Origin of the sequence: Sphingomonas sp. Leaf257, from assembly GCF_001422185.1 — a bacterium.
Taxonomy (GTDB): Bacteria; Pseudomonadota; Alphaproteobacteria; order Sphingomonadales; family Sphingomonadaceae; genus Sphingomonas; species Sphingomonas yabuuchiae.
Genome location: NZ_LMMH01000036.1, coordinates 133942 through 153764 on the forward strand (window position 1 = coordinate 133942; position 19823 = coordinate 153764).

Annotated in this window: 18 protein-coding genes, 1 tRNA gene and 1 pseudogene; 8 read left to right on the top strand and 12 right to left on the bottom strand. The window is 66.7% G+C overall.

The features are described 5' to 3' along the window. Positions 1-136: 136 nt before the first annotated feature. From ASF14_RS19520 to ASF14_RS19545, 6 genes are all read left to right on the top strand, one after another. On the top strand, positions 137-3172 hold the full coding sequence (locus tag ASF14_RS19520) for a TonB-dependent receptor (protein ID WP_056439285.1): 3036 nt from the start codon (positions 137-139) through the stop codon (positions 3170-3172). A 113-nt stretch (positions 3173-3285) separates the two neighbouring features. Further along, positions 3286-4056, top strand: a complete 771-nt coding sequence (locus ASF14_RS19525) for a Slam-dependent surface lipoprotein (protein ID WP_236697157.1) — start codon at positions 3286-3288, stop codon at positions 4054-4056. 59 nt (positions 4057-4115) lie between these two features. After that, positions 4116-5588 carry a surface lipoprotein assembly modifier gene (locus ASF14_RS19530; RefSeq protein WP_056439291.1) on the top strand — a complete coding sequence of 491 codons (1473 nt, stop codon included), beginning with the start codon at positions 4116-4118 and terminating at the stop codon, positions 5586-5588. Further along, positions 5578-6318, top strand: a complete 741-nt coding sequence (locus ASF14_RS19535) for an energy transducer TonB (RefSeq protein WP_056439294.1) — start codon at positions 5578-5580, stop codon at positions 6316-6318. The genes ASF14_RS19530 and ASF14_RS19535 overlap by 11 nt, the downstream gene beginning before the upstream one ends. Before the next feature lie 29 nt (positions 6319-6347). Continuing rightward, a complete protein-coding gene (locus ASF14_RS19540; RefSeq protein WP_236697159.1) occupies positions 6348-6977 on the top strand; it encodes a biliverdin-producing heme oxygenase in 630 nt (209 codons plus the stop codon). Further along, a complete protein-coding gene (locus tag ASF14_RS19545; protein WP_082442364.1) occupies positions 6961-7362 on the top strand; it encodes a YbaN family protein in 402 nt (133 codons plus the stop codon). Before ASF14_RS19540 ends, ASF14_RS19545 begins: the two co-directional genes overlap by 17 nt. A 559-nt stretch (positions 7363-7921) precedes the next feature. On the opposite strand, the pseudogene ASF14_RS22390 reads toward ASF14_RS19545, so the two are convergent. The 11 genes and pseudogenes from ASF14_RS22390 to ASF14_RS21965 all read right to left on the bottom strand — a co-directional run. Beyond that, positions 7922-8043 (bottom strand): annotated as a pseudogene (locus ASF14_RS22390) (IS5/IS1182 family transposase); the annotation flags it as partial. 471 nt (positions 8044-8514) lie between these two features. Beyond that, positions 8515-8589: transfer RNA gene (locus tag ASF14_RS19550), tRNA-Glu, on the bottom strand. 57 nt (positions 8590-8646) lie between these two features. Further along, complete coding sequence (recJ, locus tag ASF14_RS19555) at positions 8647-10401, bottom strand: single-stranded-DNA-specific exonuclease RecJ (RefSeq protein WP_056439300.1); 1755 nt, start codon at positions 10399-10401, stop codon at positions 8647-8649. A 78-nt stretch (positions 10402-10479) separates the two neighbouring features. Further along, positions 10480-11166 carry a prolyl hydroxylase family protein gene (locus ASF14_RS19560; RefSeq protein WP_056439303.1) on the bottom strand — a complete coding sequence of 229 codons (687 nt, stop codon included), beginning with the start codon at positions 11164-11166 and terminating at the stop codon, positions 10480-10482. Positions 11167-11239: 73 nt separating this feature from the next. Continuing rightward, positions 11240-12232, bottom strand: a complete 993-nt coding sequence (locus tag ASF14_RS19565; RefSeq protein ID WP_168371575.1) for an RcnB family protein — start codon at positions 12230-12232, stop codon at positions 11240-11242. Positions 12233-12356: 124 nt separating this feature from the next. Further along, a complete protein-coding gene (locus tag ASF14_RS19570) occupies positions 12357-12908 on the bottom strand; it encodes a (2Fe-2S)-binding protein (protein ID WP_056439309.1) in 552 nt (183 codons plus the stop codon). A 36-nt stretch (positions 12909-12944) separates the two neighbouring features. Further along, positions 12945-14069 carry a CaiB/BaiF CoA transferase family protein gene (locus ASF14_RS19575; RefSeq protein ID WP_056439312.1) on the bottom strand — a complete coding sequence of 375 codons (1125 nt, stop codon included), beginning with the start codon at positions 14067-14069 and terminating at the stop codon, positions 12945-12947. 137 nt (positions 14070-14206) lie between these two features. After that, positions 14207-15391 (bottom strand): acyl-CoA dehydrogenase, encoded by a 1185-nt coding sequence (locus ASF14_RS19580; RefSeq protein WP_056439315.1) that lies wholly within the window; start codon positions 15389-15391, stop codon positions 14207-14209. A 211-nt stretch (positions 15392-15602) separates the two neighbouring features. Continuing rightward, positions 15603-17735, bottom strand: coding sequence for a TonB-dependent receptor (locus ASF14_RS19585; RefSeq protein ID WP_056439318.1), 2133 nt, complete (start codon positions 17733-17735; stop codon positions 15603-15605). A gap of 75 nt (positions 17736-17810) precedes the next feature. After that, positions 17811-18164 carry a hypothetical protein gene (locus ASF14_RS21730; RefSeq protein ID WP_056439322.1) on the bottom strand — a complete coding sequence of 118 codons (354 nt, stop codon included), beginning with the start codon at positions 18162-18164 and terminating at the stop codon, positions 17811-17813. After that, the gene (locus ASF14_RS21965; protein WP_168371576.1) at positions 18161-18337 is read right to left on the bottom strand and encodes a hypothetical protein; all 177 of its coding nucleotides are present in this window, start codon (positions 18335-18337) and stop codon (positions 18161-18163) included. Before ASF14_RS21965 ends, ASF14_RS21730 begins: the two co-directional genes overlap by 4 nt. A 78-nt stretch (positions 18338-18415) precedes the next feature. Between ASF14_RS21965 and ASF14_RS19595 the strand changes: the two genes are divergently transcribed. After that, the gene (locus tag ASF14_RS19595; protein ID WP_236697160.1) at positions 18416-19051 is read left to right on the top strand and encodes a S24 family peptidase; all 636 of its coding nucleotides are present in this window, start codon (positions 18416-18418) and stop codon (positions 19049-19051) included. Positions 19052-19187: 136 nt separating this feature from the next. Here ASF14_RS19595 and ASF14_RS19600 read toward each other — a convergent pair whose 3' ends face one another. Beyond that, positions 19188-19373: a hypothetical protein gene (locus ASF14_RS19600; protein WP_156361328.1), complete on the bottom strand. Its 186-nt coding sequence runs from the start codon at positions 19371-19373 to the stop codon at positions 19188-19190. A gap of 146 nt (positions 19374-19519) precedes the next feature. Between ASF14_RS19600 and ASF14_RS19605 the strand changes: the two genes are divergently transcribed. Then, positions 19520-19747 carry a hypothetical protein gene (locus ASF14_RS19605; RefSeq protein ID WP_056439331.1) on the top strand — a complete coding sequence of 76 codons (228 nt, stop codon included), beginning with the start codon at positions 19520-19522 and terminating at the stop codon, positions 19745-19747. Positions 19748-19823 lie beyond the last annotated feature (76 nt).

Consider the following 19823-nt stretch of genomic DNA (forward strand, 5'->3'; position numbering starts at 1 on the left):
AAAAATCCTGTGAAACGTTCGTCTACTCATTGAATGAGAATGATGCGCAATAGCGATTATCATGTTCTTACCAATGGGGGACGACGTGACGAACGGGTATCCAAAATTTCGGGGGCACAAAAACCGGTGCAAACGCATGGGGTTGGCGATATCGCTGGCGGCTTCGTCACTGGCGGCGCTGATGGCGCCGCTAGCGGCACAGGCCCAGCAGGCAAGTGTCAGCGTCAGCATCGCGGCGCAGCCGCTGGGCGACGCGCTGGTGCAATTCGCGCAGCAGGCCCATCTCCAACTGGGCGTCGACGCGACGCTGTTGGCGGGAAAGCGCTCACCCGGGGTGACGGGGCGGATGGACCGGGCGCGGGCGCTCGACCGGTTGCTAGCGGGGAGCGGCCTCGACTGGCGCATTGCGGACGGCGTACTGACGGTACAGCAGGCGCCCGTGCACGCGGCAGGCGGAGCACGGCAGGAACCGCTTGTCACCGACGCCTTGCAGGTGGAAGGCGATGCCGCCCCGCGCAACGTGGCCGAGACACGCGCCCAGCGTGGCTATGACACGGTCTTCGACGCCGATTATTCCAGCGGATACAAGGACCGTGCGGAGATCGAACGCTACAAGGGCGTCACGACGTCGGACCTGTTGACCGGCATGGTCAACGTCCTGAGCGGCGATGCGCGCAACAGCGGCGCGCTCGATCCCAGCATTCGCGGCATTCAGGGACCGGGGCGCGTGCCCGTGATGATCGACGGCACCGAACAGGCGCTGACCGTCTGGCGCGGATATAATGGCGCCAGCAACCGGGCCTATGTCGACCCCAATCTGATCTCGGGCCTCCAGGTGCTGCGCGGGCCGACCGACAAGGGCAATATCCGCAGTTCGACCGGCGGCACGGTCGTCATCAACACGCTGGACGCCGACGACGTGCTGCAGCCCGGGCGCATCTTCGGCCTCGACCTGCGGCTGGAGGGTGGCAACAACTCGACGGATCCGCGCCTGCCGACGCTGTTGACGGGGCGCGACTATCGCACCGTGCCCGGCTTTCCCCGGACGTCGCCCAGCTTCGCGCTGAACGATCCCTATCTGCGGGTCGTGCCGCGGACCGGATCGGATAATCATTTCCTGTCGTTCGGCGACCGCGCCGTGCGCGTGGCCGGCGCGGTGCGGATCGAGGGGCTGGACCTCTTCGCGGCCTATGCCTTTCGCGAGCGGGGCAATTATTTCGCCGGCACGACCGGGGCGGACTATTACGAGCAGTCGAGCCTGCCGTCCCGGAACCTCAACCGTATCCGCCGGATGGCGCTGGGCTTCGCGCCCGGCAACGAAGTGCCCAACACCTCCAGCGATCTGGAGTCGGTGCTGCTGAAAGCCACCTGGCACATCGCCGACGACCAGTATCTGCTGGTCAGTCTGCGCGACAGCGTCACCCGCTATGGCGAGATCATGCCGTCGCGCATCCCGATCGACACGGGCAATGTCCAATGGCCGCTGAGCAAGGTCCATGCCCGCGCCTATAATGCCGAATATAAGTGGCAGCCGGACAGCCGCTGGATCGACCTGAAGGCCAATCTCTGGGCCACCGACACAAGGAGCGATACCTATAATTCCGGTGGGATGCCCAATTTCGCGACTTTCGCCGATCCGATCATCATCGACAATGCTCGCGCCAATGCGATGAACGATCGCTATGGCTTCAACGCCAGCAACACCCTGCGTCTCGGCACGAAGCTCGACCTGACGCTGAGCGGCAACTGGCAGCATGAAAAGCTGGCGTCGCAGGACATCTACGACTCCGCGAGGTTCCAGGGCTGGCGGCAATTCCCGCGCGCCGGGCGGCGTGAGGAGTTCCTGGTCCGGCTGGACGGCGAGTGGCGGCCCGCCAGCTTCCTGAAGCTGAACGCCGGCCTGAGCTATGCCGGATATTGGGCGGTGGATGATTTCACCCGCAGCCAGATCGCCAAGGGCAATGCGAACCTGAAGACGACCCTTTACAAGGGCTATACGTCCTCATTCCAGGTCAGGGGCATTGGGGAGGCGTTCTTCAGGCGATTCTATACGCAGAGCTTGTTCGCAGGCTTGCCCACTGCGGACGTCGAGGAATTTATCGCAATGGATTTGCCGGACTATCTGGCAAATCCTTACTCGATCTCGTTCGATCAAGCTGGTCCGGCCTGGGTCCCTGATGCCCAGGGGCGTTACCGGCGGGCGGACAATCCCTGCGTGAACGGGACGATCAATACGATTCCGGGCAATACCGGCTCCTGCGTCCTGCAAAGTATCACGGATACCGTACCCGTGACCGCGCCGCGTCGTTCCGCCCATCACTGGGCCCCGAGCCTGTCGGCCACCGTCTATGCCGACGAACATACTCGCGCCTATGCCCGCTATATCGAGACGTGGCGCTTCCCAAGCATGTTCGAAAGCACGCTGGGTTTTTCGGCGTCGTTCAACCCAGCGGCGCCACTGCGGCCCGAACACGCCAAGCTCTACGAGGTCGGGCTGGTCCGCGATTTGCACAGTTTGTTGCGGCTGAACCGCGAGGACCAGCGCGCCGACGTCAAGCTGACCTTCTATCGCAGCCACATCACCGATGTGGTCGAGCGGTCCACCCAACTGCAATTCAGCAATATCCAGGAACAGACGATCGCCGGGATCGAGGCGGAGGCGCGGATCGATACCGGCGGCTTCTATACCCAGCTCGGTGCGGCCTTCATGACGACAAACCGGGTCTGTGACGAAAGTGCTGCCGCGCTGGCCGACCGCAAGAACGGCAGCATTCCCGAATGCGTCAAATATGGCTTCCCGGACGGCTTCCTGCTGACCCAGGCGACGCCCGAAGAGACGGTCAACTGGACGATCGGCGGGCGCTTCTTCGACAAGCGGCTCGAGGTCGGCGGACGGCTGACCTATTACAGCCGCTACGACAATCCGCTGTTCCAGAAGATCGCCGACCTCCCGCGCGAGCAGCAGCTCGACGTCTATTCGCTCAACGTGCCGTTCAGTTGGGGCGAGATCATCACGGCCGACGCCTATGTCCGATACCGGCTGAACGACCGCTTTTCGGCCGAGCTGGTCGGGACCAACCTCAACGATCGTTATTATGCGGACCCGTTGACCCGTTCGATGATGCCCGCCCCGGGGCGCACCGTCCGGCTGAGCCTGACGGGCCGCTTCTGACGATCCCGCTATTCGACCCCGCCGCGCATGTCCTTCCTGAAAACCGGACAGTCACGGCGGGGCCGGATCGATGCGCCCGACGCGATCGGGCGCACAACCGCAGGAGTAATATCATGACCTCCATCATAATGAAGACCATTGTTCTCGCCGGCCTCGCCACGGTCCTGACCGCCGGTACGGCGCAGGCCCAGTTCGCCGGTGGTTCCAGTGACACCAGCAAGGTGACCGTGGGCGAGAGTGACGTGCAGGGCGGCCCCCACGTGGCGGGGCGGGCCGGGATCGCCGTGCCGGGGACCAACGGACGCCGCGTCGATTTCCAAGGGCTCAGCCTTTACGCCGCGCCCGACCTGAATGGGGTGCGCCATCTGAACATGGCGACCAGCGATACCGCTGATCACAGTAGCTATGGTGACTTCCGCTTCGCCCGCGTCGGGTCTGCGGATCTGTGGTTCGGCGAATGGTCGCAGACGGGCAACGCCACGGCGGGCGATCACACCGTCTATTATGTCGGAAACACCAGCGGCACGACCGTTCCGACCAGCGGCACCGCGACCTATTCGGTCAAGGGCATCAGCGACTATGCCAACAAGGGCGTATTGACCGGCACGCTGACCGCCAATTTTGCGTCCGGATCGACGGGGACGCTGCGTGGCAGCCTGTCCAACGCCTCGACCGGGGCGGGCGTCAATATCGGCACGGCACGGATCAACGGGGCCGCATTCGCGGGCGGTAATGCCGTCGCCACCCAGTCGGGTGCCACCGTCGCGTCGGGCGGCGCGGTGAGCGGTCGCTTCTTCGGCGCCAGTGCCGCGGCGCTGGCCGGGACCGTCAAGTTCGACGGTGCGCGTCAGCACGACACCGCCTTCGGCGGCACGAAGAACTGACGCGAAGGGCTGGGGCTCCTGTCTCTCCCTTGCGGGAGCCCCGGCTTCGTGCCGATCCGATGCGCCACGCTGTCTCCACCTGTCTCCTGACGCTAGCCATGCTGTGGATGGCCGCGCCCGCTTCCGGCCAGAGTGCGCGTAGCGAGGATAACCGCCTGCGCCTCGACCCCGGTATCGATCGCCGGACCACGCTTTCGGAACGCGAGGCGATCGAGGGGCCTGAGCCGCCGGATCGTATCACCATCGACGGACAGGTCTATTCAGTCGGCCATAACCCGGACGATCTGGGCCGGGCGCTGTACCTTTCGGTGGCGCGCAAGAACTGGGCGGATGTCCGTCGCTTTCTACCACCATATCTGGCGCTGGCTCGCCATGATCCGATGCTGGTCGCCTGGGCACGCGGCGGCCTCGCGCGCAGCGACGGGCGGCTGGCCGAGGCCGAACGGCAGTACCGCGCCCTGCTGGCGATCCAGCCCGACTTCCTGCCGGGGCAGCTGGAACTCGGCCGCGTGCTGTTCGAGAACCGCAAGGACCGGGAGGCCCACCACCTGTTCCGCGCGATCCGCGACCAATTGGCAGGGCAGGGCGAGCAGGCCGCCGGGGTCCGCCGGACGGTCGACACCTTCCTCGACGCGCTCGACAGACGGGGTGGCTGGCAGGGCATGATCGCGGCGGGGCCGGGATATAGCAGTAACCTCAACCAGACCTCCGCCAGCCAGACCTGCCTGCTGGTCGGCGTGGATGGCACCTGCCTGATCGACCGCACCTTGCCACCGGCGATCGCCTCCGTCGGCCTCAATGTCGAGGGGAGCATCAGCCGCCGGATCGCCCTGAAGGGGCAGGGCGGGCTGTTGGCCCGGGCCTTCGTCTATGGCGACACCTGGCCGGCGCATGGCGATTACAACCAGGCCACACTCAGCGCGCAGATCGGTTACGACCATCAAACCGCGCGGCGCAGCCTGACCCTGTCGCCGACCTTCGATCTGTCCAGCTTCGGCAACCGGGTGCTGTCCACTGCACCGGGCTTGCGTGCCGAGGCAATGCTGACCCCGTCACCCAGCACCGCGTTGCGTCTGGATGTAGTGCGCCGGGTCTTCAATTATCGGCGGAGCTTCGACGATCTCGACGGTGCGCTGACCGAGGCGTCCCTGACCGGCTGGTGGTCACGCCCACGCGGCTGGACGCTGTTCGCCGGTGTCGAGGCGGGCGACAAGCAGGCTGAGAAACGCGCCAATGCCTATCGCCATGTCGGGGCGCGACTGGGGGTGGTGCACGGCTTTGCCGACTGGGCCGAACTCACGCTGATCGGCTCGGTGCGGCAGCGCGATTACGCGGCCTATAGCGAATTGCTGGACGCCGTCCGCCACGACCGCGAGGCGAACCTGACCGCCGTCCTCCGCCTGCCGACGCTGCGTCTCGCCGGGCTGACGCCTAACATCCTTCTCCAGCACAATCGGGTGAAGAGCAATGTCGACTGGCTCTATTCCTTTCATCGCACCGCCGCGAGCATCAGGTTGGAACATGCCTTCTGAGGTCGGGCCCACCGGCTATCGCCAGCCGGTGCAGGCGCGGGCGTTCGGAACCGGGGCGATGGTGGCGACCGGACTGCTGGGGATCATGTTGCTCAGCATCCGGGTGATCGCGCCGCCGACCCAGGTAGCCGACGCCGAGCCGATGGCGGTGTTCGTCGCGGAGGCGATCCCGCTCAATCAGCCTGCGCTCGATCGAGCGGCGCCTCCGCCTGCGCCGCCGCTTCCCGTTTACAGGCCATCCCTTCCGGCGGCGGCACCGACATCCCCCACGGTTCCCACGGTGCCCGTGATCGCCGACCCGTCATCGGTCGGACAGCCCTCCGCCGCGCCGCTGGCTCAGCCGGCGGATGCGGTTGCGTTCCCTCCCTTGCCGCAATCCGGCACGAAGCCGATCGAAAGCCCTGGGACGACCGCCCCGGCCGCTTCGGCGAAGGCCGCAGCAGCGGCGGACTGGCGTGCACGGCTGCTCGGCCATCTCAAACGCTATCGTCGCTATCCGCGCCAGGCAGAGGCCGCGCGGCAACAGGGCGTCGTTCGTATCGCCATCACCCTGCACCGCTCGGGCGAGGTGATCGCCGTCGAACTGGTCCATGGAAGCGGCTACCCGCTGCTCGACATGGAAGCGCGGACCACGGTGCGCCGTGCCGCGCCCTTGCCCGCGGTCGAGGACGCCGTTCCCGGCGATCCGGTCACCGTCGAGGTGCCGATCGAATTCGCCCTGCACCGCTGACCCTTTCCCCTTCTTCCAGGAGTATCGCCATGACCCCGATCGCATCCCAATCCCAGCCGAGCGCCCCGATGGCCGCGCTCGCCCGGCCGATATCCCGTTCACAGCGGCTGATGCAGGCCACGCGGAACGCGCATGACGGGCTGGACAACCGCATCATCTCGGCCGAGCCCTTTCGGGACCGCGATCATTATGTGCGCCTTTTGGAGATGCAGTATCGCTTTCATCGGGCCATCGAGGGGCTCTACTCACGGTCACTGCCGCTCCCGGCGACGCTGGACCTGCCCGCTCGGCGGCGTCTGGACCGCGTGCGGCAGGATCTGGAGGATCTGGGTCGATCGCCACCGGAGGACAATGGGTCCCGGCCGTTCCACACCACCCGGGTCGACGCCGCCATGGCGATCGGCTGGCTGTGGGTCGCAGAGGGATCGACGCTCGGTGCGGCGTCGCTGTTGAAGCGCGCGGCGGCCCTGGGGCTCGACGAGACGTTCGGAGCGCGTCACCTGGCCGGGCACCCGGACGGACGCGCCAGATCGTGGAAACATTTCACGGCGGCGGTCGATGCGCTCGACCTGGACCAGGTGGGTGACGCGCTGATGCTCAACGGGGCGCGCGACGCCTTCCTCTATGTACGGAGACTGGCCGATGACAGCTTTGCGTGATGGGGGCCGGGTGAGTCGGGCAATCCGGTTCGGCTGGCTGGCACTGGGGGTATTCTGCGTCGGACTGGGCATCGTCGGCGCGTTGCTGCCGCTGATGCCGACCACGATCTTCCTGATCCTGGCGGCGGGTTGTTTTGCCCGTTCTTCGCCCCGGCTGGAGGCGTGGCTGCTGGACCATCCGCGTTTCGGCCCGACCTTGCGCGCGTGGCGGCGGGACGGCGCCATGAGCCGTCGAGCCAAGGCGATGGCTGTCGGCGGTATGGCGACGGGCTATGCAATCTTTCTCGCGGTCGCGGATCCCCCCGTCAGCGTGCTTTGCGTCGTAGCGCTAATCATGTCGGGCTGCGCCGCTTACATTTGTGCCCGGCCGGCCATGTCGTCTTGATAAAGCGGACCATATCTTCGCGCCTCTGGGCGCGATCAGGAGGTGATAAAATACGCGAACCGGCTGTAGCGCGAAACCGAGACACTGGCCCGGCGCGCTGTGCTTGGCAGGTATCGTCTCGGCGTTCATTGGATCAGCCACCTTGGAGGCAAGGCTGTTCAAGTCGCAGCACGAGATCAAGCCATCATGGCCGTGAGTTGAAAGCCCGGTCACCATCGAGACGCTGATGACGATGAAGCGTCCGACTGAAGGAATCTGTGAGATCAGATCAATATTCGTCGTGCCGACATGCTCGCACGGTGCCGTTTAGCCGATCGCGCAAATGTCAGGTCTTGTCAGAAGTCGATACTCTGGCGATGCGACGGGAATGACGGCTTCGGCCCAATCCAAGCCGTTCCAATTGCCACTGCTGAGATATGAACGGACGGCGGAAGTCGGGGAGCGATAGCTGCGGCGTAAACATCCACTTGTGGGTCGGGGCGTTCTGCGTAGCGCATTCAACGTCAGTATCGCCACGATCAGTTTTTGCTAAGGTGGAGACCCAATCAAAGCCAGAAGGTCAGCGCGTGGCGAGGGCTACGCCTGAGAGAAAGTTGGCGGCGAGCTTGTCATAGCGGGTGCGACGCGACGGAAATCCTTGAGGCGGCAGAAGGCGTTCTCGATGAGGTGCCGGCCGCGGTATCGGTCGTTATCATAGCGCGAACCGGGTCAGAGTCGGTTAGGCCGTGGGCGTGCTGGAAAGCACCAAATTCGAGCGACGCCATCCTCCGGGCCATGCCCTGCAGTTGTCGTTCGTCTACGCCGTCAAAATAGGCGTCGACCATGGATCGCGCCGATCGAGGCTGCTGACTGGCAAGTCTGCGCCGCGCTGCCGCAAGCTTCTGGACGTAAACGACGGCATGCGGATGGTAGCGCTGACGGGCTTCGTTGGGATCGCGGGTCTCGAGGGTGCGCTTATACTCGCTCGACGCGCCATCGAAGAACGGTCGCAGCGGCGGGGGCGGCACGTTGGAAGAAGAAACAGCCGGTGCGACGATTTTTGGAAAGGAGCGGCCATACGGATAACTTCGTACGCATCCTCCGCGCACAAAGATGGGTAAAGCGTCCATGAAGACCGCCAAAACCGCGCAAACCCGCCATTCTGGCGGGCGCTGGTGACCCCTACGGGAATCGAACCCGTGTTTCAGCCGTGAAAGGGCCGCGTCCTAACCGCTAGACGAAGGGGCCGCCGGGTGGCGTGGAGGGGCCTCTAAGGGAGGGTGTGGAAACCGTCAAGCGCTTTTTTCAGTCGGCCCATGCGGCATCCTCGACATGGAGTTCGGCGACGTCGCGGCCGGACCAGTCGTCGACCTTGGCGCGGCCGACCAGCCACAGGCGGCGGGTGCTGCCTGCACCGAGCAACGCCTGGCCCAGCGCGGTGTCGGCCTGGCGGAAGGCCATGGCTTTCAGGCTGCGGCCATCGGCGCCCGCGACGATGGCGCGGACGTGATTCGTGCCGACCAGATCGGCGCGGATCACGCGGAACGGTCCGGCGGCGATGCGTGGGGCGGGCCAGCCCATGCCATAGGGGCCACCGGCCTCCATCGCGCCGACCAGGCCGGGATTGACGCCGCCGGGCGCCAGTACGGCATCGACGAGCAGCGCGCGGCCTGCGCTGGCCCGCACGACGGCGTCGGCAAGGCGTTCCTCCAGAAACTCGGCCAATTCGGCGATCCGGTGCGCCTCGACCGTCAGGCCCGCCGCCATGGCGTGGCCGCCGCCCGCGATCAGCAGGCCATGCTCCTTGGCCGCCAGAATCGCCGCCCCCAGGTCGACGCCCGAGATCGAGCGCCCCGAGCCCTTGCCCATCCCATGCTCGTCCACCGCGATGACGATGGCCGGACGGTCGAGCTTTTCCTTCAGCCGTCCCGCGACGATGCCGATGACGCCGGGATGCCAGCCTTCGCCCGAAACGAGCGCGACATGCCGGTTGCGGTCGACGGTGGTTTCGGCGATGGCCTGTACACCCGCCTCGATCGCGCGGCGTTCGTCGTTGAAATGGTTGAGCTCCTCGGCGATCGCGCGCGCTTCGGCGGGATCGTCGGTGGTCAGCAGTCGCACGCCCAGATCGGCGCGACCGACGCGACCGCCCGCATTGATGCGCGGCCCCAGCGCAAAGCCCAGATCGGAGCAGGTCGGCGCGCGGGTCAGCCGGGCCGCGTCTGTCAATGCGGCCAGACCGATATTGCGCCGCTGCGCCATGACTTTCAGGCCCTGCGCCACGAACGCCCGATTCAATCCCCGTAACGGCGCGACATCGGCAACCGTGCCCAGCGCCACCAGATCGAGCAGGTCGAGCAGGCGCGGCTCGGTCCGGTCGGCGAAGAAGCCACGGGCGCGCAAGGTACGGATCAGCGCGGCGCCCAGCAGGAAGCATACGCCGACCGCCGCCAGATGGCCGTGCGCGGCCCCCTCGGTCTCGTCCAGGCGGTTGGGGTTCACCACCGCATGGGCGCGAGGCAGTTCGGTCGCGCATTTGTGGTGGTCGACGACCAGTATCTCGATCCCGGCGTCTTGCGCGGCGGCCAACGGCTCGAACGCCTGCGCGCCGCAATCGACCGTGACGATCAGGTTCGCGCCCTCCGCCTGAAGGCGCAGCAGCGCCGCTTCGGTCGGGCCATAGCCCTCGGTCATCCGGTCGGGAATATAGGCGCGCGGGGACAGGCCCAGGTCACGGAGCAGGCGCACGAGCACGGCGGCCGAGGTCGCGCCGTCGACATCGTAATCGCCGAAGATCGCGATCGGTTCGCGCGCGATCACCGCATCGGCGAGGCGGGTGGCGGCGCGGTCCATGTCGCGGAAGATCGACGGATCGGGCATGAAGCCCCGGATCGAGGGGGTGCGATGCGCCTCGATCTCGTCGGGCGGGCACCCTCGGGCGAGCAGCAGCTGGGAGACCAGATCGTCATGGCCCAGGCCGTCGCGGGCATCGGCGGCCAGCGCACGCCAGCGCCAGGGCTGGCCCAGGATCGACTGGGCGATGCCGAGAACGTCGGTCATCGGCGGACTTTCAAATCGGGGAAATTCACGCGGATGCCATGCCACGGAGCGCAGCGTCGCGACAAGAGCGGCGGGAAGTCAGCTGACCCAGTTGCCCTCGCGAAACCATTTAGTGATGACATATTTCGTGCCCTCGACCACGGGCATCCCCTCGTGCAGCGTCATCTCGTTGGGGCTGCCGTCCGGCTTCATGTTGTTCCACGCCAAGAGCAGGCCCTGGCGCGGTGCGACGCGGATGCCCGCCTGGGGGAACCAAGTCGCGCCGCCTTCGGCCACGTCGTTGAGGTAGATCATCGCGGTCCAGGTCCGCTGCCCGCCATGGACGCGCACCTTTTCCCAATAGCTTTCGCTTTCGTGGAAATAGTCGTGATGGGCGCGGAACTGCTGGCCGGGGGCGTAGCGCTGCCCCTGCATCGTCTCGCCCTGTTCGGGCGCGATGCCGAGCAGTGCGGCGATCGATTCGTCGATCGGCTGAACATCCGGCGACCAGCGCGCCATGTCGCAGCTTTCCGACGTGCGGAACCCGTAATCGGGGCGGTCGGACAACAGGGTGGAGGGCCGCCGATTGGCGTCGATCATCGCCATCAGCGTGGCGCACTGGGCGGGCGTTAGGAAGTCGGGATAATAATAGATTTGCGCCGTGTCGGTCGCCACGCGCGTCACCGCCGGGTTCGCATCGAGATGCTCGGCGACCGTCACCGCGAAACGAGCGCGCAAGGGCGAGGCGGCGGGGTGGCCCTTCGGCTTCCTCTGGAAGAACGACATGGTCGCGGATGTGCGACGATGCGGGGCCAAAGACAAGAGGGGAGGGACGCATCGCACGTCCCTCCCGCCCCGCTCACCAGAAGATGTCGTACACCACGTCGACGACCATCCCGCTGCGCAGATCGACCAGCACCGCGTCATTGTAATAGCGCACCCAGCGATACGAGCCGTAGGCGGGTGGCAGGCGATAGGCATAGGGATCGTCCAGCCAGTAATTCTCGCCGAAGAACATCGGCTCCAGGATCACCCCGCTGGAGAAACGCTGATAGCCATAGCCGCCGTTCGGCCCGTAATAACGCGGCAGGTGATAGGCGCCCCGGTTCATCGAGCGCCAGCCCATCCAGTCGTAACGCCGGTCGCCGCGCCAGCCGCGATTCCACTGGTTCGCCCAGGCACGACGTTCGCCGAAGCCATAGGCCTGGTCGTTCTGGTCGCGCCAGTCGCCGAAGCTGCGCCGCCAGCGGTCGCGATCGTCACGCTGGCGCCGCTCGTCGTCGCGCCAGCGCCGATCCTGTTCACGCGCCCGATCTTGCCACTGCCGCTGGTCCTGCCACTGGCCCCGGCGGTCGTCGCGCCATGAGCCGGGGCCGCGATCCTGCCGGTCGACCCGTATGCCGCTGGGGCCCGGATCGGGTTGCGGCCTTGGATCGGGCCGCGACTGATCGCGCCAGTTGCCGCGATTGCCACCCCAGGAGCGCTCTTCGCCCGGCACCGGCGCGGGCGAGGGCTCGGGCCGCCAGCGGTCGCCACGTCCGCCGCCATCGCGCTGCTCGAACCGGGGAGCGGGCTGGGGCGCGCGGGGTGCCTCGGGATGGTCCGGGCGGAAGGCCGGGCGGTTTTCGGGGAAGGCTTCGCGATTGTTAAAGATGGGGCGTCCTTCGCTCCGCTCGACTCGACCGGCAGGGCCACTACCGGGGCCACCGGGGCCACCACGCGGCGGGCCGCCTTCGGGGCGACCTTGCGGGCCGCGATCCATCATCATCGCCTGCGCGCTCGCCATGCTTGGCATCGCCCCCGCCACCATCGCGGTCGCCGCCAGCAGAGCCGCCATCCAATGCCTGTTCATGTCCCTACGTCCCATGCGTCGGCGCACGAGCCGACCCTGATCATGAAGGGTTTATGGCATGACGGCGTTGAGCGATTGCTGAACTGGCCTGTCAGCAACGGGAAAGAATCGGCCCGATGCGGTTTCACTCGTCCCGCATCGCGCCGGGCGCCAGCGCAGGTACGGCGCGGGCGGCATCGCCGGGATCGGTGCCCGGCATGGGGGCGGCCGGGATGGTCTCCTCACCCCGTGCCGCGCGGGCGGCGCGCTGGATCGCCTCGACCAGACGCGGATAAACGCCGCAGCGGCAGAGATTGGTGATCTGCGCGCGGATCAGTTCTTCGGACGGATCGGGATTCTTCCGGATCAGCGCGGCGGCGGCCATCACCATGCCGGGAATGCAATATCCGCATTGGCTGACATTGACAGCCAGGAACGCCTGTTGAACGGGGTGCGAGCGGTCGCGCGACAGCCCCTCGATAGTGGTGACGACGCTGCCCTCGATCCGGCCGATCGGCACCTGACAGCTGCGCACCGCGCGGCCGTCTATGTCCACCGTGCACGCGCCGCAATCACCCGTGCCGCAGCCATATTTGGTGCCGGTCAGGTTCGACGCATCGCGCAGCGCCCAGAGCAGCGGCGTATCGGGCGGCAGGCGATAGCGGACGGGCTGGTTGTTGACGGTAAAGCTGGACATCGCGGAAGCGGGCTTAGCCGATGCCGGGGCAGGGGGCTACCGATCCAGCATCGGCGCGGCGCGGTCGAGCGCGAGGTCCGCGTCGGAAAAGCGGATCGGGCTGCGTATGCCCGGCACGGTCGATCCGTCGGGCCGTTCGGGCTGGATGGCCAGACCGCGCGCCACGACCTGCGGGTCGGCAAAGGCCTGTTCGACCGTGTTGATCGGCCCCGCCGGCACGCCTGCCGCCTCCAGGGCCGCAAGAAGTGCGTCACGCGGCCAGCGGGCGGTGGCGGCTTCGATGATCGGCGTCAGCGTGGCGCGATGTTCGCAGCGCAGGGCGTTGGTCGCATAAAGCGGATCGTCGCCATCGATCCCGACGACCTGCGCGAAACGGCGGAACTGCGCGTCGTTGCCGACCGCCAGGATAAACCAGCCGTCGCTTGCCGGGAACGCCGCATAGGGCACGATGTTGGGATGCGCATTGCCCAGCCGGGTCGGCGTCTTTCCCGAGGCAAGATAGTTCATCGCCTGGTTCGCCAGCACGCCGGTCATCGTATCGAGCAGCGCCATGTCGATCTGCTGCCCGCGCCCCGTTCGCTCGCGCATATGAAGCGCGGCCTGGATCGCGATGACGGCATAAAGCCCCGTCATGATGTCGGCGAGCGCCACGCCGATCTTCTGCGGTGCCCCGCCGGGCTCGCCGGTCAGGTCCATGATGCCGCTCATGCCCTGCACGATGAAGTCGTATCCGGCGCGCGGCGCATAGGGGCCGTCCTGGCCGAAGCCGGTGATCGAGCAATAGATCAGGCGCGGATTGACCGCCGACAGGCTCTCATAGTCCAGGCCATAGCGGGCGAGGCCGCCGAGCTTGAAATTCTCGATGATGATATCGGCGTCGGCGATCAGCGCGCGGACCTTGGCCTGTCCCTGGGGCGTGGCGAAGTCGGCGACGACCGAGGTCTTGCCGCGATTGGCGGCGTGGAAATAGGCGGCGTCCTGCGTCCCGTCGGGATTGGGGATGAAGGGCGGCCCCCAGCGGCGCGTATCGTCCCCCTCGGGGCTTTCGACCTTGACCACCTCCGCGCCGAGATCGGCCAGCACCTGCCCCGCCCAGGGACCGGCGAGGATGCGGGCCAGCTCGACGACCCTCAGGCCAGCGAGGGGGGCGGGTTTCGACACTCAATCCTCCCCATCGCGAGATGGGGAGGGGAACCGCGCCCGCAGGGCGTGGTGGAGGGGCAGGGGCATAAGCCCCTCCACCATCCTTCGGATGGTCCCCCTCCCCAAGCACAGCTTGGGGAGGAATGGGGTGGCGATCAAAACGCCGCGATCCCGGTGATGGCGCGGCCCAGGATCAGCGCGTGGACGTCGTGTGCGCCTTCATAGGTGTTGACCGTCTCCAGGTTCATCAGGTGGCGCATCACCTGATATTCGCCCGAAATGCCGTTGCCGCCATGCATGTCGCGGGCGACGCGGGCGATATCCAGCGCCTTGCCGACATTGTTGCGCTTCACGATCGAGATCATCTCGGGCGCGAACCGGCCGTCGTCCATCAGCCGCCCGACGCGAAGCGACGCCTGCAAGCCCAGCGCGATCTCGGTTTCCATATCGGCCAGCTTCTTCTGGTAGAGCTGCGTCGCGGCCAGCGGTCGTCCGAACTGCTTGCGGTCCAGGCCATATTGCCGCGCGGCGTGGAAACAGAATTCCGCCGCCCCCAGCGCCCCCCAGCTGATCCCGTAGCGCGCGCGGTTGAGGCAGCCGAACGGCCCCTTCAGCCCCTCGACATGCGGCAGCAGCGCGTCCTCGCCGACCGCCACCTCGTCCATCATCACCATGCCCGTGATCGAGGCGCGCAGGGACAGCTTGTTCTCGATCTTCGGCGCGGACAGGCCCTTCATGCCCTTTTCCAGCACGAAGCCCCGGATCGCGCCGCCATGCGCCTCCGACTTGGCCCAGATGACAAAGACATCGGCGATAGGCGAGTTGGAGATCCAGGTCTTGGCGCCCGATAGCACATAGCCGCCCTCGACTTGTCTGGCGGTGGTGCGCATGCCCCCGGGGTCGGAACCGGCATCAGGTTCGGTCAGGCCGAAACAGCCGATCCACTCGCCGCTCGCCAGCCTGGGCAGATAACGGCTCTTCTGTTCGTCCGAGCCGTAGGCATGGATCGGATACATGACGAGGCTGGACTGCACACTCATCATCGAGCGGTAGCCGCTGTCGATCCGCTCCACCTCGCGCGCGATCAGGCCATAGGCGACATAGGAGGCGCCGACGCCGCCGAACTCCTCCGGGATGGTGGGGCCGAGCAGGCCCAGCTCGCCCATCTCGCGAAAGATGTCGGGATCGGTATGTTCGTTGGCAAAGGCGTCGATGATGCGCGGGGCCAGCCGGTCGTCGGCATAGGCGCGCGCGGTGTCGCGGATCATCCGCTCGTCATCGGTCAGCTGGTCGTCGAGCAGGAACGGATCCGCCCAGTCGAACTTGCCCATCGGGGACATTGTTTTCTCTCCTTATGTCTCCGCTTCTCGGGAAGGCCGGGAGTTTTGTCCACCCCCGGTGCCTATTCCTCCCCTGCAAGGGGAGGGGGACCATGCGCAGCATGGTGGAGGGGTGTCACCCGTCGTGAGGGTAGGAAACCTCGCCAGCCGGGACACCCCTCCGACAGGCCTTCGGCCTGCCACCTCCCCTGCAAGGGGAGGAAAGGCTGGCTTACAGCTTAAAGCTGAGCGTCGCGCGCAGGTCGCGTCCGGCGAGGGGGGCGAAGTCCTTCAGCACGCTGGCGTGGCGACGCGCATCGACGTCGAAGATGTTGTTGGCCGACAGGGTCAGCGTCGTCGGATTGACCGCGCCCCACGGCTTCAACTGGACCGAGGCGTTGACCAGGGTGAAGCCGTCGGTCGGCGTTTCCAGACCCAACACACGGGTCTGCTTGAAGCTGCGCTCCACCTCGACGCGTGCGTTCACGCTGTCGGAATGCGCTTCCAGCCCGCCGAGCAGGCGCAGCGGCGGGATGCGCGGGGCCGGGCCGGTGCCGATGATCTGGGCATGGACATAATCGCCCAGCAGGTCGGCATTGATCGCATAGCCGCCGATCGTGGCCAGCCGCAGCGAGCCCTCCGCCTCGATGCCGTAATAGCGGGCATCGGCCTGGGCATAGGTGAAGCAGGGCAAGTCGACCTTGCGACCCGAGGGCGCAGCGGCGGCTTCGCACGGACCCTGCTGGACCAGCGCGTCATAGATATAGTTGGAGAAGCGGTTGTAATAGGCCGAGGCGTCGAAGCTGTAGCCTTCGCCATGGCCGTGGACGGTCGCCTCGATGCCCCAGCTCGACTCCTTCTTGAAGTCCGGATTGCCCAGCTCATAGGCTTCGGTCCCGGCGTGCGGGCCGTTGGCGAACAGCTCCTCGGCAGAGGGCGCGCGTTCGGTGCGCGACAGGTTCAGGCCCGCCCGCCAGTCGGGCGCGAAGCCGTAGCTGGCGCCGATCGAGCCCGAAAAGGCGTCGAAGCTGCGCTGGCCCCGGAAGAACCGGTCGTCGCTGGCGGCCGTGCGTGCGGTCAGCGAGGTGTGCTCATAGCGCGCCCCGGCCTCCATCTTGAAGGCGCCGCGATCCAGCTGTTGCAGCGTGAACAGGCCCACCTGCGCGGTGTTGTTGCGCGGCAGGAACGCCTCCTCGCCGCGCACGTCGAAGTCGCGGTTGAAGAATTGCACGCCCGACGCGCCCTGCCAGCCATTGCGCTTGGTCTGGACCAGTTCCAGGCGGCTTTCGATGCCCTTGTTGTAAAAGGCGGTGCCGACCTCGCCGCTCTCCTCCAGCTCGAAATGGCGATATTCGGCAGCACCGGCGCGCAGGCGAATGCGGTCGAGGAAGCCGCCGCCCGTTTCGATCTCGCCGCGCAGGTCGAGGCGGTTCTGGACCAGGCTGAGACGCGGGGCTTCGGGTTCCTCGCTGCCCGGCGTCAGGGCGTAGCGGACCGGCACGCCGTACAGGCTGTCATAATGGCTGTACGCGATGCCCAGCGAGCCGGTGTCGGTGATCAGTGACCCGCCGACTCCCGCCGTCCAGGTTTCGCTGGCGGTGTTGGGCAGGCGGCCGCGCAGGTTGGCGACACCCGCAAAGTTGAGCGGGTCATTGGGGGCCTTCGCCGCCGAGGCCTGCGCTTCGGCACGGGCACGCGGCGACAGGACATAGCCGCCGATCTTCAGATCGTCGGTCTTCAGATACGAGCCATCGGCGTGCAGCACGAACTGCTTGCCGACCGCGACATCCGCCGCGCTCGCGACCGAACGTTCGGTCGCGGCCGAGCCATAGGTCGCCATGCCCGACAGGCGATAGCCCTTTTCCGGCACGACACGCGGAATGCGCGTGTCGATGACGTTGACCACGCCGCCCACCGCCGATGATCCGAACAGCAGCGCGGAGGGACCGCGCAGCACCTCGACCCGCTCGGCGAGCAGCGGGTTGATGACGACAGCATGGTCGACGCTGGTGTTCGACACGTCGATCGAGCCGATCCCGTCGGTCAGCACGCGGATACGCTCGCCCTGGAAGCCGCGCAGCACGGGGCGCGAGGCATTGGGGCCGAACGACGTCGCCGACACGCCCGGCTGCCGCGCCAGCGTCTCGCCGATGGTCGGTCGGATCGAGCGTTCCAGCTCCGCGCCGGTGACGATCGAGGTGCCCGACAGCACATCGGCCTCCGACTGCTGGACCGGCGCGGTCACGACGATCTCGCGGCCGCGATTGGTAGTCGTGGCATTGGTGGTCTGCGCGGTGGCGGGAGCGGCCAGCAGGCTGGCAAGCGCGGTGGCGGACAGGCCGGACAGGAGGACGGGCTTGAACAAGGGACGGCTCCGATTTGTGATGCCATGCCGACTACAGTCTTGTTACAACATATCAAGGAAAAATTCATGCGCTTGTCATCCGTTCGCCGCGTCCTGGCAGAGCAGGACGCGCAACCGGCATGGCTCCGCCTCCACCGCGATGTCGGCGATCAGGTCGCGGCCGAGCGGAATGTCCGCCTCGGGAAGCGCGGCCAGCCAGCGGGTCAGGGCGGGGCCGGGCATGGCGTCGAGTGTCAGGGCGATCACCGATCCGCTGAACGTCGCGGAGCACCAGGGTTCGACCATGGCGACGGTCAACCGCACCACGCATCCGGCGTGCGCTGCATGGGCGACCAGCGTGCGTGCCAGCCGTTCGCCACGATCGGCGGGGCGGCGGCAGGGGGTGGTGCGCGGCGGCATGGCGCGCTCGATCCGGGCATGGACGGTCATGCGGTCTGTCCCTTGATGAAGGCGGTGACACGCGCGATCATCTCAGGCCCCGGCTCGCGCCCCTTGCGCAGGTCGCTGACCAGCCGGGGATCATTGACCGCCAGCCGCCCGAACTTCGTCTCAGGCATGAGGCTGGCTTTCAGATAGCGGTCGATCATGCGCAGCAATTCCATGGACATTCTCCCAAAGTCCGATTCCTGTTCCGTTGTTCATGATCTGTTCCAATTTCCAACTTGTCTAGGAAAAATCCTATGCCTATATTCGGTCCTATGGCGGAGGCGGATATCAGGGCGACATTACAGGCGCTTGCGGCAGACGCCCGGGTGAGCCTGGCGGCATTGTCGCGGATGATCGGGCGCAACGACGCCTATCTCCAGCAATTCGTGCAGCGCGGCACGCCGCGCGTGCTGGCGGAAGGCGACCGGCGGCAGCTGGCTGAGTTTTTCGGCGTGGCCGAGACGCGGCTAGGGGCGTTTCCCGCCACTGGGCCGATGCTGGTGCCCCGGCTGGCCGTCGCGGCGTCGGCGGGGCCGGGGGCGACGGTCGATGACGAGGTGATGATCGGTGTCGAGGCGATCGATCGCGGGCTGGCCCGGCGGCTGGGCCTGAGCGACGGGGCGGCCTCGGTGATCCGCGTACGGGGGGATTCGATGGCGCCGGGGCTGCTCGACGGCGATCATCTGGTGGTCGACCAGCGCGATGTCCGGCCCAATGCGCGCGGAGGGCTTTACGTGATCCGGGGCGGCGATGTGCTGATGGTCAAGCGGGTAAGGCTGGGAGCAGGGGGACTGGTCGCCACCAGCGACAACCCCGCCGCGCCGCCGGTACCGGACGGTCCGATCGCGGTGATCGGGCGCGTCGTCTGGCAGATGCGCATGCCTTCCTGATCCTCCCCGCCCGCGGGGAGGGGGACCGTCGCGTCAGCGACGGTGGAGGGGGATTGCGACGAGGGACGACCTTTGTGGACGCCCCCCTCCGTCAGGGCTTCGCCCTGCCACCTCCCCTTCTAGGGGAGGAGTGTTTTTACCGTCCCCGCCACCAGATCAGCAGCGCCACGACGATCCCGATCGCCAGACCGATCAATACCCCCATGGTGACCTCGCCGGTCGCCAGCCCCGCGACGATCCCGCCGACCACGCCCAGGGCGATGAAGATGCCCCCGGCATGAGCGGAAGACTGGGGAGGGCGCGGTATTTGCGGGTCGGTCATGGTGCCATTCCTGCCATGCGCGGGGGCGCGAAACCAGCCATCCATGGTCGAAATCGGGTTAACCATTTCAGGGGGTGGTTAAATTCATAACCCGCGCCTAGGGGTGCCCTCCGAAGTTTCACAGCGCGGTTCCGGGGGGAGATTCCATGCGCGATTTTCGCGACGCCTATGTCGCGCCATTCCTGACCGATCGAGACGTGGCGGACGCCGCCGAGATGATGGAAACCTTTGGCCTGGCGGCGAGCGGCGAAGCCGCCGCGCGCGCCGATCGCAGTCGCGATCAGGGCAATCACATCCATTTCTGCCGCTGGCGCCAGATCGAGCGGCTGATCGACCTGTTGTCCAGCGAAGAGGCGATCGGCACCGTTCACTAGGTGGACCGTCCGGCGGACCCGAAGCGCTTCGCGACGACCGGATCGGCAAATCTGTCCAGATGATGGTGCTTTGGGG